Here is a 13,078-nt window from a genome sequence, read left to right on the forward strand (position 1 = left end):
TCCTACGAAAACATCATCGACCTCTGCTGTGAAGCCTGGAACAAGCTCGTCGATCAGCCGTGGCGCATCATGACCATCGGACGTCGCAAATGGGCGCGTAGGTTCTGATCAATGCAGGTTGGTATTACCTCTGGGATGACGGCAAGGGGGCAGCTTCTGGCTTCGGCCTCAAGGTCACGCCAACAGGCGGGAAGGCGTCCAGAAATCTACGGGTACTCACTCCACCTGCATGTGAAAGCTGGTGGAGCGAGACTGGCGCCAGGTCAGTAAACCGATTCCATTTTCAAGCTTGTGATGGCACGCCCGACGCTGGCGCCATGTCGGCGGACTTCGTGAGCGGGGAAGCCGCCATCCTTGCGGCGATCCCGCTTTCAGGGAAGCTACTGCTCGAAGTTCCGCAGCGCTTGCGGCAAACCCAGCCCTGGCAGGTACGAGTGGTGGACGAGAGCCGGGAAGAGCGCTTCGCGTTCGCGCCTGGTTCGGACCAGCACAGCTAGCGCGCCAGGGCAGCTAACCGGAAAGTCCGCGGATCAGTCGGTCGAGACCAGCTTTGAGCCGTGCGCGCGGGCAGGCGAAGTTGACGCGCACGAAGCCGTCCCCCTGCGCCCCAAAGATCGAGCCGGGAATGACGCGCACGCCAGCCTTGTGAACCAGGCGATCCGCAAGCGCCTCGCTGGACATGCCGAGGCTACGGCTGTCGATCCAGGCGAGGTATGTTCCTTCCTGATGGATCACATCGATGTGCTCGAGGTGCCTGGCAAAGGCCTGGCGCAGCAGGCGCCAGTTGCCTTCCAGATAGGCGATGAGCGCGTTCAGCCATGCTTCCCCCTCGGTGTAGGCTGCCGTCGTGGCGGCCAGCCCCATCGGGTTCAGGTCGCGGATCTGATGCGCGGTCATGGCTGCCTCGACAGGTGCTCGCAATTCGGGATCGTTCACGACCACAAACGCGTTCTGAAGCCCCGAAATGTTGAAGGCCTTGCCGGCCCCGGTGCAGGTGATGCAGCCCAGCGCAGCGTCTTGAGCCAGTGCCGCGAAAGGGGTGAAGGAGTGCTCGCAGAACGCCAGATCGCCATGTATCTCGTCGCTCACCACCTGGACGCCGTGGCGCGCACAGATCCGGGCGAGCTGCTCCAGTTCCGCGCGTGTCCAGACGCGTCCGCCCGGGTTGTGCGGGTTGCACAGCAGAAGTACGCGCGTCTCAGGCGATGCGGCCTTTCGTTCCAGGTCGGCGAAATCCATTTCGTAGCGGCCCTGGCGCAGCGCCAGCGGGTTCTCGATCCGGTGGCAGCCCATGTGCTCAATTGCGAAGAGGAAGCGGTTGTAGACCGGAGGCTGTACGATCACGCCGTCACCCGGCGCGCACAGGGCGCGCAGGATGGCCTGGATTGCGGGTGCGACGCCGATCGTCGGGATGACGCCGCTGCGCGGCAGGCGAACGCCGTGGCGCCGCGCGAACCAGCTCGCGATAGCCTCGAAATAGGCCGTGTCGGGAGCGGGGTAGCCGAACACGCCGTGCGCAAGGCGCGCTTCCAGCGCCGTGATCACGGCCGGCGCGGTGCGAAAGTCCATGTCGGCAATCCCCATCGGCAGGATGTCTGCGCCCTCCTGCCACTTGGCCGAGTCCGATCCGCTCCGCTCCACAGGAGTGTCGAAGTCGAAATGCGCTTCGGTCACGCCGGGCCCCCTCCTGGCTGGGGCAAGGGCGCGGTGACGCGGGCCTTGTTCGGGTGGCGGGAATACGGCACCCTTAGGGGATGAACGGCGAAGCCAGCCAAAGTGCGCGCAGCGCCGCACCCTCGCATATCGCTCATCACCCGCCGATGCCACGGCGCTCGATGGTGATTGCCGCGCTTTCGACGATGGTCGAGTGGTATGACTTCACGCTCTATCTCTATTTCGCGACTGTGTTGGCGCGGGTGTTCTTCGCAGCGGATGGACATTCGATGACGCAGACGCTGGGCGGCTTCGCGATCGCCTACCTGCTGCGCCCTATCGGCGCCCTGGTGTTCGGCCACCTTGGCGACCGCTTCGGACGGCGCGTTTCGATGCTGGGCTCGATGGCGTTGATGACGGCGGCAATGCTGGCAACGGCCGTCTTGCCCACTTATGCGCAGGCGGGCCCTGTGGCGGGCGTGCTGCTCGTGCTCCTGCGCTGCGTAATGTCGTTTTCGGTCGGGGGTGAATATACCGGGGTGGTCGCCTATCTGCTCGAAGGCGCGCACGCGCACCGCCGTGGCCTGGTCGCGAGCTGCGCGTCGGCCTCGAGCGAGATCGGGGCTCTCCTGGCGGCGGGCGCCGCGGCGTTGACGGTATGGATCATGCCGTCCGATGCGCTTGTCGAATGGGGCTGGCGTATCCCCTTCCTGTTTGGCGGGGCGCTGGCCGCCTGTGTGCTGTTTGCCCGTGCCGCTCTTTCCGAGACGCCCGAATTCCATGCCCAGAAACGGAGCGGTACGGTCCCGGATCGGCCGATCCGGCACATCCTGTCGGGCCATCGCGCCGCCATCGCACGTGGCTTTGCGATCTCGGCCCTGGGCTCGATCACATACTATGTGGGGATCACCTATGTTCCTGCGTTTCTCGATGCGACCGGAACCATGCCCGAAACGCAGGCTCTCTCGATCTCGACCCTGGCCGCGCTGACTGTCATTCTGGTGACCCCGCTGACGGGCATGCTCTCGGACCGTATCGGCCGTCGCCCGGTGCTCGTTGCGCTGGCGCTGGTCGCGATCGTGGTGCCTTCGGCGCTCTTTGCGGGGATGACCGCGAATGGCCCCGCGACCTGGGCAGGTGCCCTGGTCATGGCGGCGCTCGGCGGAGCGGTCAGCGCGGTGGGGGCGGTGACCACGGCCGAACTGTTCCCGGGCGAGGGCCGTCTGAGCGGTCTGGCCCTGGGCGCGACAAGCGCAACCGCCATCTTCGGCGGTCTGACCCCCGTGATCGCGCATCTTCTGGTAACCGGGACCGGCTGGGCCGGGGCGCCCGGCGCGATGATCTCGGCAGTTGCCCTCTGCGCAATCGCGGTATTCGTGGGGATACCCGAGACGGCGCCCGCTCGCCAAGCCCGCTGACCTTTCAGCTGCGCTTCTGATCGTATGCGCGGGCCAGCAGCAGCGAATAGTCCCCATCCGCATCACTCCAGTGGCTATGCGTGGTCCAGCCTCCTGCGGCGAGCAGGTCTTCCATTTCCCGTGGCGTGTACTTATGGCAATTTTCCGTGTGAATGGTCTCGCCATGGCCCATTGTGAACGGCGTGCCTGCGACTTCGAAGCGGACATCCTGAATGGCCTCGAGGTGCATCTCGATACGGCTGCGCTCTTCGTTCCAGAGAGCCAGATGGCGGAAGCAGTCGACCGGTATCGAACCATCGAGTTCCCGGTTGATGCGGGTGAGGAGGTTGAGATTGAACTGGGCGGTAACGCCCAGGGCATCGTCGTAGGCGGCAATGAGCCGGTCCGGCTCCTTCGCGCGGTCCATGCCGATGAGAAGCCAGGCGCCTTCGCCGAGTGTACGGCGCATGGCGCCCAGCATGTCGACCGCTTCGGCGTGCAGAAGGTTGCCGATGGTGGAGCCGGGAAAGAAGCCGAGCGCTTCGGGTGACGCGCCGTCCGACGACTTCACGCAAGAGGGCAGCGGCACTTCCTGCGTAAAATCGCCTTCGACGGGCAGGATCTCCAATTTGGGGAAGCGCGAGCCGAGCTCGGCGCAGGCGGCATCCATGAATTCGCCGCAGATATCGATGGGGACGTAGGTCGTCTTCGGCATGTGTTCGAGAAGGATGCGCGTCTTGAGCGAACTGCCCGATCCGAACTCGACCACCGGCGCGTCCGCTCCGCTCTGGCGCACGACGTCCGCGCTGTGCGCACGCAGCAACGCGGTTTCGGTGCGGGTCGGATAGTATTCGGGGGCCTGCGTGATCTCCTCGAAGATCTCCGAGCCGGTTTCATCGTAAAGCCACCGGGCCGGGATGGACTTGGCCCGCCCCGCAAGGCCGCTCAGCACATCCGTGCGAAAGGCAGGGTCGAAGGAGCGATGAACCGATTCCCTGGTTGCGTCGAGCGGCGATGTGGCCATGTCTAGAGATCCCTTGCAAGTCGTAGGCCGGTGAATTGCCAGCGCTGGTGCGGGTGGAAGAAATTGCGGTAGGTCGCGCGCACGTGACCGCGCGGGGTCGCGCAGCTTCCACCGCGCAGCACGAACTGGTTGGACATGAACTTGCCGTTGTATTCGCCGACCGCGCCGGGGGCGGGGCGAAAGCCCGGCCAGGGGCGATAGGCCGACCCCGTCCATTCCCAGACGTTGCCGTACAGCGACGCAAAGTTCCCTTCCGGGTTCTCGCCGCGCGGCTGGACGGCTTCGGCTCGGTCGAGTTGGACCCCGCCCGTTGCCGCCCGGCCGCTGGCGGCCGCTTCCCATTCCTGTTCGGTCGGGAGGCGCGCCCCGGCCCAGGTCGCGTAGGCGTCCGCTTCGTAGAACGAGATGTGGGTGACGGGGGCATCGGGGTCGATCGGGCGCCAACCGGAAAGCGTGAAGGCCTCGCGCGCCTCCGGTTCGCCTTCCCCCCTCCAATAGAGCGGAGTTGCCACGCCCTCGTTGCGGACCCAGTCCCACCCATCCGAGAGCCACAGCGACGCGGTTTCATAGCCTCCATCGGCGATGAAGGCGCACCATTCGCGGTTGGTGACCGGGCGATCGGCGAGCGCGTGGGGAGCAAGCCATTGCATGTGCGCTGGCCCCTCGTTGTCGAACGCAAAACCCTCGCCGGTGTGGCCGAAGGTACGTGCGCCGCTCGGCCCTTCCAGCCACCTGAGCTCGGTGGCGACACTTGTGGACGGGGGGGGACCTTCCTCGCGATAGGCCGGGCCGAGCGGATTGCAGGAAAAGAGATGTTTCAGGTCGGTCAGGAGCAATTCCTGGTGCTGCTGTTCGTGCTGAAGGCCCAGTTCCAGCAGGGCGGCATGGTGTTCCTGAAGGTCGGGCCAGGCCCGTTCGAGCGCGGCATCGACATGCGCGCGATAGGCGAGGACGTGCTCTAGCGTCGGACGGGTGAGCATACCGCGGTGCGGGCGCGCCAGGCGGGCACCTTCGGCTTCGTAGTAGCTATTGAAGAGGAAGGGCCACTTTTCGTCGAACAGGCGATAGCCGGATCGCGTGTCGCGCAGCAGGAACGTCTCGAAGAACCAGGTCGTGTGGGCCAGATGCCATTTGACGGGAGAGGCATCGGGCATCGACTGGACTGTCGCGTCGGCTTCGTTGAGCCCGCTGGCAAGGGCGACGCTCAGGTCGCGGGTCGTGTGCAAACGCGTCAGGTCGGGCGGACCGGCCCGGACCCGTTCGGTACCAGCGGACGCGATTGGAGCGCGGGGTGAATACATACCTTCGGCCTCGATCCCGGTGGACGGTCGGTATGGCCGCCCTTTTCAAACAAAGGCCATTCACCGCGAAAGTTCCAATGCGGCACACCGGACATGGCCGTGAGGCCGCTTTGACGCCGCCTGTCGAGGCAGGTCCGGGGCGCAACGCAGAGGCGCGGGTCAGCGTTGCGCCTGGCCGCCGCTGTGCGGGAGAGCCGAGGCAAGGGGCTCAAGCTCGTCTTCCCGCCCGGCGCTCGGCGATGAAGCGTCCGTCATGGGGCGAAATGGCATGGTTCAACTCGAGCCTCCTAGGTCGCGGGGGCTGTAAAGGCGGCCAGGCGCTCGATCACCCAGAACATGCTGATCGCACCGATCGCGTAGGGCGCCAGTTTGCGCAATGGCAGGGGCCATGCGGGGCGAAGGGTCAGCAAGCGCATGGCCACCAGGACGAGCGCGACGAAGGCGAGTTGCCCCAGCTCGACGCCAATATTGAAGCAGGCCAGCGCCAGCGGGATCGCGCTCTGGGGCAGGCCGATCGCCGCCAGCGCGCCGGCAAAGCCAAGGCCGTGGAGCAGCCCGAAGGTGAAGGCGATCAGCCATGGCCACCGGGCCGTGAGCGTGGTGTGTCCTTCGATCCCCCTCAGGATTTCGACGGCGAGGAAAACGATGCTGAGCGCGATCGTCGCTTCGACCGGCGGCGCGGGCACGTGGACATAGCCGAGCGCGGCAAGGCTGAGGGTGATCGAGTGCGCCAGGGTGAAGGCGGTGATGGTCTTGATGATGCGCGCCGTGCCGCGCGTGATGATGACCAAGGCAAGAACGAAGAGGAGATGGTCGAAGCCGGTCAGGATATGCTCGATACCAAGCGTCACGTAGGTGCGCGCGACCGTCCGCCACGACGGGTCGGCCTCGATCGTGACCGAGGGCTGTGTGGGTTGCAGGAGATAGCTGTCACGGTGCCCCTCGCGCCATCGGATCTCGACGAGCGCATCGACGGTCGATTGCTCGAGCCCGGCGATCGCGAGGCGCGTTCCCCCAAGCCCGCGCGTTCCCGTCAAGCGATAGTTGAAGAGAACGAACCCGTTGATGATGCCGCCCTTGTCGGTTGGCGTGAGCGTGAAGCCGGGGCCGAAACGCGGCGTGAGATCAAGCACCGTTTCCTCGGTGCGCGGTACCTTCCAGAGCACGTCGTAGTGGTCCGGCGCGATCTCGCGTACCTGGAGGAAGGCGGGCCGGATCTCGTGCGCCGTGGCGAGCGGGGCGAGGAAAGCCAGGAGCAACACCAGTACGGCCCCGATCCCATGCGTAAAGGCTCGCAATGGCGTCACTTGGCGGCCAGCGCGGTGCGGGTCGCGGGCGGAACGCCCTTCGCGGTAATGCGCACGCTATAATCCTTGAGCAGGGTATCGAAGGCGGCCTGCTCGGCATCTATCTGCGCCTGGTATTCGTATTCGCGCTCGACCCAGGCACGCACCTCGTCAAGTTCAGGAAGGTGCGGAGCGTCGCGCCGTTCGAGGCGCACGAGGTGGAGCCCATAGCCCGACGCGATCGGCCCGGCCCATTCGCCCAGCGGCAGCCCCTCCAGTTCGCGGGGGAAGGCGTCCCCGAAGGCGTTGGCAAGATCGGGTGCCGGGGCGTCCTTCCACGCGTTGGGTACGCCCAGGCGCGCGGCGTCGGCTGCGGGGATCGGCTGGCCCGCGCGCAACGCTGCCAGCGTCGCCTGCGCCTTTGCCTCTTCCCCCTTCACGAAGAGCACCTGGCTAAAGCGGTAGGCAGGTGGCAGGCGGAACTGATCGGGGTGTGCCTCCAGAAAGGCTGCGAGGTCCGCGTCGGTCACCGGCTTCATCAGCGCGCCCACGTCGTTGGCGACGGCTTCCATCTTCTGCGAGATCCGCCGCTTGACGATCTCGTCGTTGCGGTCGAGGCCCAGTTTCAGGCCCTCGCGATAAAACACTTCCTCGCGCACGTGGCGATCGATGATCGCCTGGACGTCGCCCGGCGCGGGGTCGCGCTTCCACTGCGCCTTCCAGAGCATCTTGAGATGGTCGAGCTCGTTTTGGTCGATGACGATCTCGTTGACGGGCGGGCGCGGCGGATGAAGCCAGTACCAGCCTGCGAAGATGAGACCTCCCAACACCAGGAAATGGAGGAGCGGTTCGCGGACCAGCGATTTCACGGTCACCGACTTAGTCGACCTCGTGCCAGATCGGAGAGCCCCAGGCGCGCTCGACGATCTCGCGCTTGACGTCGGGCGCGAACTTCACGCCCGCGCGCAGCTCGTCGTAAAGCGACCAGCGCGCGGTCGGCAGTTGGAGCACGCGGATGTAGTAGTAGGCCTGCTGGGCGGGATCGTAGTCGGGATCGGTCCAGACGCCGGACAACTCGGGATCGCCCTTCTGCGCGTTGAACTTGCCCGTCTTGCGGTCGATCGGCGCGTCGATCGGCACGACCGAACCGTCGGGGCGCAGCCGCTGGCCCGAGGCGACGACGTTGAAGACCTTGTCCTTGATCTCGCCGTTTTCGTACCAGCCCTTGACGATCTGGATGCGGTCGAGGTTGGGGCCGATCGGGTCCTTCACCGCCCAGACCAGGATCTGCGGGGCCTTGTCTCCGGTGTAGTTGCCACCCATCGGCACGCCCTTGGCATAGCCCGCCTTCACCAGTTCCGAATAGGAGGCGTATTTGGCGGCAAAGCCCTGTCCCGCAAAGGCGCGCACTTTCATGCGCGGGCCGCTGGTCGCGAACGTCTCCTTGGCCGCCATCGAATCCCAGATTGCCCCGCGCGTGTTCGAGGTCGCCCACACGCCGGTCAGCGCGCCGGGATTGAGGTCGGAGACCTTCATCTCGCCTTCCAGGATGGCCGCGGCGCGGATCTCGGCGGTCTTGTCGGCAAGCCCGTGGCTGCCGACCAGCCAGTTGTTCTCCTCGACGTTGCTGGGGGCGCCGTTGTGGCTGTCGGTGCCGCCCACGAAGCCGTACTTGAACGGGTTGATGCCCAGGTCCGCCTTGTACTTGAGTCCGCGCCCCAGTCCCCAGCGCACGAAGTTCTGCTTCTTGAAGGTGCGTCCGTTGTAATCCTGCAAGGAGCGCGCGTTCTCGAAGTCGGCGAACTCGTCGGCGGGCCAGAAATCGGGCACGACCTCGGAGTTGCCCTTGATCTGCATCATCTCGATCAGCGGCTCCATGCTCGCCCGGGTCTCGGCGTAGTCCTTGGTGATGGGCTTGCCGCTCAGGGTCGCCTCGGTGAACAGCAGGCCTTTGCTTTCGTTCGAGTTGTGCGGCATCGCAAAGAGCTTCATGCCCTTTGCGCGCTGCGCCTTCATCCAGGCCCAGAGCTGTTCGGGATCGCTGCTCTCGTTCGACGAGAAGGGCATGTCGGGCACGTGGTTGTCGCGGAACAGCACGTTGCGGTGCAGGTTCGCGCCGCCGGGTGCCGAAGTCCACTCATAGGCGTGAATGGTCGTGAACGTGCCTGGCTTGTAGTACTTTTCGGTGGCGTCCCAGTTCTTCTTCCAGGTCGTCTTGATCGCCTCGGCGCCCTGGAAGAAGGCCGGATGCGGGCTGCCGCCACCGGCCAGCGGTGCGAGGACGTACTTTCCGTAAAGCCCGAGTGCGGTCTTGAGGTCACTGGCCTCGCGGAAGGACTTGGCCACCGGATCGTCGTAACCGGGCGCGCCGGGAGTCATCAGGCTATAGGCCTCGCCCATGAATTCGGCGTGGTCGGTCACGGCGGCAAAATCGAGCGGGCGCTTGATCTTGTGCATCGAGCCGTTGACCATGATCTCCTCGCCCGTAGCGAAGCGGTAGGCATCATCGGGCGTCAGTCGGTTGCCGCCGATGAAGGCGTCCATCGAGACCCCGGTATGCACGTGCGTCTCGCCGAAATAGGCCTCCTTGAGCGGGTTTTGCGGGACATCGGCTTCGGCCTGCGCTTGCGCACTGCCCTCGGAAACATCGGGCACGGGCGCTTTATCGCCCGAACACCCGGCAAGGCCCAACGACACCGTGATCAGCCCCCACGCCAAGGCATTCTTCATCGTCGCACCCTCCCCTGCAATGGGCCTGAAAAGCCTCGGACTTATGCTAGCGCCTTGGAGAGGTGCAGGAGGATCGGGTTTAACCCTGAGGGGGGAGGGGGCGAAATCAGCGGATTTTCGTCGAGGACGTGCGGCCTCGAATGAAATCCATCCTTTTCATTGTCCCGCGTTTGGTGGAGATTTACGATGGAAGGCGGTTCGGGGCGTTGATCGGCCGGTTCCTGAACATCAAAATCTGCAGTTGAACGACCGACATGGGTAGAGACCAGCAGGTGGGGCACACGTGTGCGACTGGCACCGGTTTAAAGCGGCAACCCGTTTGATCCAAAATCTTGCAATTCGCGCAAGTGTCCGGCTGCTTCCATGCTCAGCTGGAAGGCCTGCTGTCTCCTTGCCCGCCCGCGAGGATCGACTCGCGTCGTGGCAAGCGTTTGCCTTGAAAATCGCAGAGTTGGGTGGTGCCGGTTGCAGGAGTCGAACCCGCGGCCTGATGATTACAAATCAACTGCTCTACCAGCTGAGCTAAACCGGCACACGTCCTTGCGAGAGGGGGCCCTTACCAAGGCGGAGGGCATTTGGTCCAGCGCGATTTTCAAAAGCTTCGCAATTTGCCTTGGGGGCATGAAATTCGCGCCCCGGGTACTCAGTCGCTCTTGCCCCCGTGTTCGGCCTGCCAGTCCTTATATAGCGGGCGGGGCATGTCGAACAGGTCGGTCTGGCGCGCGTACCAGCCCCCACCATGCATGCGCGCGACGAGATCGAGGCCGAGCGTGTCGACGTAGAGCTTTTCGGTGTCGATGAGCGCGTCCTGGATGTGGAAGTGAAGCACTTCGCCCAGCACGATCGTGGTGCTTCCCGCCGGGATCGCCTGGTAGAGGCGGCACTCCATCGCGACCGGAGCCTCGGCGAGGCGGGGTACCGCGACTGCGCTCGAGGGCAAGGTGGCGAGCCCCGCCAGCGCGATTTCGTCGACCTCGGACGGCGCGTCCATGCACGTGAGGTTCATCGCCGGGGCAAGCGCTTCGCTGACGAGGTGGACGACAAATTCGCCGGTCGCCAGAATGTTCGCGGCGGTGTCCTTGAGGCGGCCGTCGGGCCGGGTGATCAATCCCACCGCGATCAGTGGCGGATTGGCGCCCATCGCGTTGAAGAAGCTGAAGGGGGCAAGGTTGCGCACGCCATCGGCCGACTGCGAGGCGATCCACGCGATCGGGCGCGGGGTCACGCTCGAGCCGAGCAGCTTGTAGCGCTCCTGCGGGGAAAGGGTCGCGAAATCGAAATCCATCGGGCTCTCCTCTGGCGGCTGTTGGGGGCCGCGCCTGTTGTTTGCCCCGCTCTGGCTCAGCTCGCGCCGAAGGTCCAGCCCTCGCGGCGGGCGAGCTGCGGGCTGAGCTCGGGCGGGGACCATAGTGCGGCGCGCGGCGCGGCACGCCGCAGCCAGGCGCTCGTCAGCAGGGCATCGGCGCTGTGGTCGTCGATCGCGCCGCTCTCGCCGCGAACCGGGCTGCCCAAGGCCGCGAGCGCGGTGTCGAGGTCGTGGCGCTCGGTGATCTTGGCGCGTCCGGCGCTGCGGCCCGCCTCGATCGCGGCGAGCGTGGTGTAGATCTCGACCACCACGCTGCCAGCCTCGGGCAGCGGATCGATCGGCCAGACGGGCAAATGGCCGGTCAGGCGGTGGAGCAGGCGCATGCCGGTCAGGCTGGACTTGCCGACTTGCGCTGCGCCCACGAGGTTGAAGTTCGAATAGGGCTTGCAGCCAAGGCGGGCCTGCGCGGCTTCGGTCACGCGCAGGCGCCCGCGCCGGTGCGCGGCGGCGGGCAGGTGGAATCGCGCGCCCTCGCGCCCGCCGTGACGACGGAAATAGGGCGCGTAGTCCGGGTGGTCGACGAAGCGCGAGGCGGCGAGGTCGACCTCCCCCGCGCAGACTTCGTCGACCCGGCGCCACAGGCTGCGCGCGTCGGCCGGGCTATCGGCCAGACCCGGAAAGAAGGCGCCGGCATCCTCGAAGGGCAGCGCGATGCCGAGGTCCAGCCCGACGAGCGTGTTCGCCGGCAGGCCGTCGCGCAAGTAGGCGAGCACCCCCTCGCGCGACCATCCGCGCGGCGAGGGCGGGGGCAGCAGGTCGGGCGCGCCGCCTTCGCGCCGACACAGCGCGAGCGCGATGCCCTTGTGGTGGGTGCCCTGCGCACCCGACCAGTCGATCGCAAGGAAATGCGAAAAGCGGTTCGCGTCCATGGGGTGGGCGTCAACCCCCGCGCCGCTCGAGCCGCTTGCGCTGCCACCATTCGAGGCGTTTCTTGAGATCGCGCTCGAAGCCGCGTTCGTTGGGTTGGTAGAATTCCTGGGGTGGTACGCTTTCAGGCCAGTAGTCGTCGCCCGAGAAGGCGTCGGGCTGGTCGTGATCGTAATGGTAGGCAGCGCCGTAGCCCAGGTCCTTCATCATCGCGGTCGGCGCGTTGAGGATGTTCATCGGCGGGGGGACCGAGCCGGTCTCGCGCGCGAGGGTCATCGCGGCGGCCTTGGCGAGGTAGGAGGCGTTCGACTTGGGCGCGCTGGCGCAGTAGATCACCGCCTGCGCAAGCGGCAGCTCGCCTTCGGGCAAGCCGAGAAACTCGAACGACTGCTTCGCCGCCATGACTTGCGCCATCGCCTGCGGGTCGGCGAGGCCGATGTCCTCGCTGGCGATCGCGGCAAGGCGGCGCAGGATGTAGAGCGGTTCCTCGCCCGCCACCAGCATGCGCGCCATGTAGTAGAGCGCGGCCTGCGGATCCGAGCCACGCACCGACTTGTGAAAGGCCGAAATGAGATTGTAGTGTCCGTCGCGGTCCTTGTCGTAGACCGCCATGCGGCGCTGGAGGAAGGTGCCGAGCGCGGCCGGGGAGAGCGGCTCCTCGATCTTCGCGGCATAGAGCGTCTCGGCCTGGTTGAGCAGGAAGCGCCCGTCGCCGTCGGCTGTGGCGATGAGGGCATCGCGCGCGGCGGACTCGAGCGGAAGCGGGCCTTCGAGCGCTTCGGCCTTGTCGAGCAGCGAGGAGAGCGCGCCCGCGTCGAGGCGGTTGAGGACGAGCACTTGCGCACGGCTCAGCAGTGCGGCGTTGAGCGCGAAGCTCGGGTTCTCGGTGGTCGCGCCGACGAGGGTGACCGTGCCGCGTTCGACGAAAGGCAGGAAGCCGTCCTGCTGGGCGCGATTGAAGCGGTGGATCTCGTCGACGAAGAGCAGCGTGCGTTGCCCGGCCTTGGCCGCGACTTCGGCCTCGGCGAAGGCCTTGCGCAAGTCCGCGACGCCCGAGAACACCGCGGAAACCGCCGCGAAGCGCATGCCCACGGCCTTGGCAAGCAGGCGCGAAGTGCTGGTCTTGCCAGTACCGGGCGGCCCCCACAGGATCATCGAGGAGAGCTTTCCAGCCGCCACCATCCGCCCGATCGCGCCCTCGGGTCCGGTCAGGTGCTCCTGCCCGACCACGTCGTCCAGCGTGCGCGGACGCAGCCGATCGGCCAGCGGTGCGTCCTCGGCCACGGTGTCTTCGGGGGTGGGCGGGGGCAGGTCGTCTGCGAAGAGGTCAGCCATCACGTTTCCCTAGCCGGTTCTTTGCCCGATTGCATCGTCTCCCTGCCGCGCCTAGCCTGGCCGGGTGGAAAATGGCGGGGACGAACGCGATGCGGGCTAGGAAGACTCCGGCATGGTAT

Annotated in this window: 10 protein-coding genes and 1 tRNA gene; 1 reads left to right on the plus strand and 10 read right to left on the minus strand. The window is 66.1% G+C overall.

Translation table 11 applies throughout. The features are described 5' to 3' along the window. Positions 1-510: 510 nt before the first annotated feature. A complete protein-coding gene (locus tag HT136_RS00005) occupies positions 511-1,674 on the minus strand; it encodes a MalY/PatB family protein (RefSeq protein WP_214196590.1) in 1,164 nt (387 codons plus the stop codon). A 146-nt stretch (positions 1,675-1,820) separates the two neighbouring features. Here HT136_RS00005 and HT136_RS00010 point away from each other — a divergent pair, with 146 nt between their 5' ends. Then, entirely contained in the window at positions 1,821-3,071 is a 1,251-nt protein-coding gene (locus HT136_RS00010; protein WP_214197165.1) for an MFS transporter, read from the plus strand. 4 nt (positions 3,072-3,075) lie between these two features. Here HT136_RS00010 and egtD read toward each other — a convergent pair whose 3' ends face one another. The 9 genes from egtD to HT136_RS00055 form a co-directional block, all read right to left on the minus strand. Then, positions 3,076-4,074 (minus strand): L-histidine N(alpha)-methyltransferase, encoded by a 999-nt coding sequence (gene egtD, locus HT136_RS00015; protein WP_214196591.1) that lies wholly within the window; start codon positions 4,072-4,074, stop codon positions 3,076-3,078. Between the two features lie 2 nt (positions 4,075-4,076). Then, positions 4,077-5,375 carry an ergothioneine biosynthesis protein EgtB gene (gene egtB, locus HT136_RS00020; protein WP_214196592.1) on the minus strand — a complete coding sequence of 433 codons (1,299 nt, stop codon included), beginning with the start codon at positions 5,373-5,375 and terminating at the stop codon, positions 4,077-4,079. A 287-nt stretch (positions 5,376-5,662) separates the two neighbouring features. Then, positions 5,663-6,637, minus strand: a complete 975-nt coding sequence (locus tag HT136_RS00025; RefSeq protein ID WP_214196593.1) for a HupE/UreJ family protein — start codon at positions 6,635-6,637, stop codon at positions 5,663-5,665. A gap of 41 nt (positions 6,638-6,678) precedes the next feature. Then, a complete protein-coding gene (locus HT136_RS00030) occupies positions 6,679-7,530 on the minus strand; it encodes a peptidyl-prolyl cis-trans isomerase (protein ID WP_214196594.1) in 852 nt (283 codons plus the stop codon). A 10-nt stretch (positions 7,531-7,540) separates the two neighbouring features. Next, positions 7,541-9,391, minus strand: a complete 1,851-nt coding sequence (locus tag HT136_RS00035) for a DUF3604 domain-containing protein (RefSeq protein ID WP_214196595.1) — start codon at positions 9,389-9,391, stop codon at positions 7,541-7,543. Between the two features lie 456 nt (positions 9,392-9,847). After that, a tRNA-Thr gene (locus tag HT136_RS00040) sits at positions 9,848-9,923 on the minus strand. Positions 9,924-10,034: 111 nt separating this feature from the next. Then, positions 10,035-10,676 (minus strand): flavin reductase family protein, encoded by a 642-nt coding sequence (locus HT136_RS00045; RefSeq protein ID WP_214196596.1) that lies wholly within the window; start codon positions 10,674-10,676, stop codon positions 10,035-10,037. A 56-nt stretch (positions 10,677-10,732) separates the two neighbouring features. Continuing rightward, positions 10,733-11,626 carry a hypothetical protein gene (locus HT136_RS00050; RefSeq protein WP_214196597.1) on the minus strand — a complete coding sequence of 298 codons (894 nt, stop codon included), beginning with the start codon at positions 11,624-11,626 and terminating at the stop codon, positions 10,733-10,735. A 10-nt stretch (positions 11,627-11,636) separates the two neighbouring features. Further along, positions 11,637-12,959, minus strand: a complete 1,323-nt coding sequence (locus HT136_RS00055) for a replication-associated recombination protein A (RefSeq protein ID WP_214196598.1) — start codon at positions 12,957-12,959, stop codon at positions 11,637-11,639. Between the last annotated feature and the right edge of the window lie 119 nt (positions 12,960-13,078).

This window comes from Novosphingobium profundi, assembly GCF_018491765.1.
Taxonomy (GTDB): domain Bacteria; phylum Pseudomonadota; class Alphaproteobacteria; order Sphingomonadales; family Sphingomonadaceae; genus Novosphingobium; species Novosphingobium profundi.

Excerpts from the sequence above, each read along its gene's own strand:
- HT136_RS00010 (WP_214197165.1), top strand. The coding sequence starts at position 1,821 with ATGCCACGGCGCTCGATGGTGATTGCCGCGCTTTCGACGATGGTCGAG.
- egtD (WP_214196591.1), bottom strand. The coding sequence starts at position 4,074 with ATGGCCACATCGCCGCTCGACGCAACCAGGGAATCGGTTCATCGCTCC.
- egtB (WP_214196592.1), bottom strand. The coding sequence starts at position 5,375 with ATGTATTCACCCCGCGCTCCAATCGCGTCCGCTGGTACCGAACGGGTC.
- HT136_RS00035 (WP_214196595.1), bottom strand. The coding sequence starts at position 9,391 with ATGAAGAATGCCTTGGCGTGGGGGCTGATCACGGTGTCGTTGGGCCTT.
- HT136_RS00045 (WP_214196596.1), bottom strand. The coding sequence starts at position 10,676 with ATGGATTTCGATTTCGCGACCCTTTCCCCGCAGGAGCGCTACAAGCTG.
- HT136_RS00050 (WP_214196597.1), bottom strand. The coding sequence starts at position 11,626 with ATGGACGCGAACCGCTTTTCGCATTTCCTTGCGATCGACTGGTCGGGT.
- HT136_RS00055 (WP_214196598.1), bottom strand. The coding sequence starts at position 12,959 with ATGGCTGACCTCTTCGCAGACGACCTGCCCCCGCCCACCCCCGAAGAC.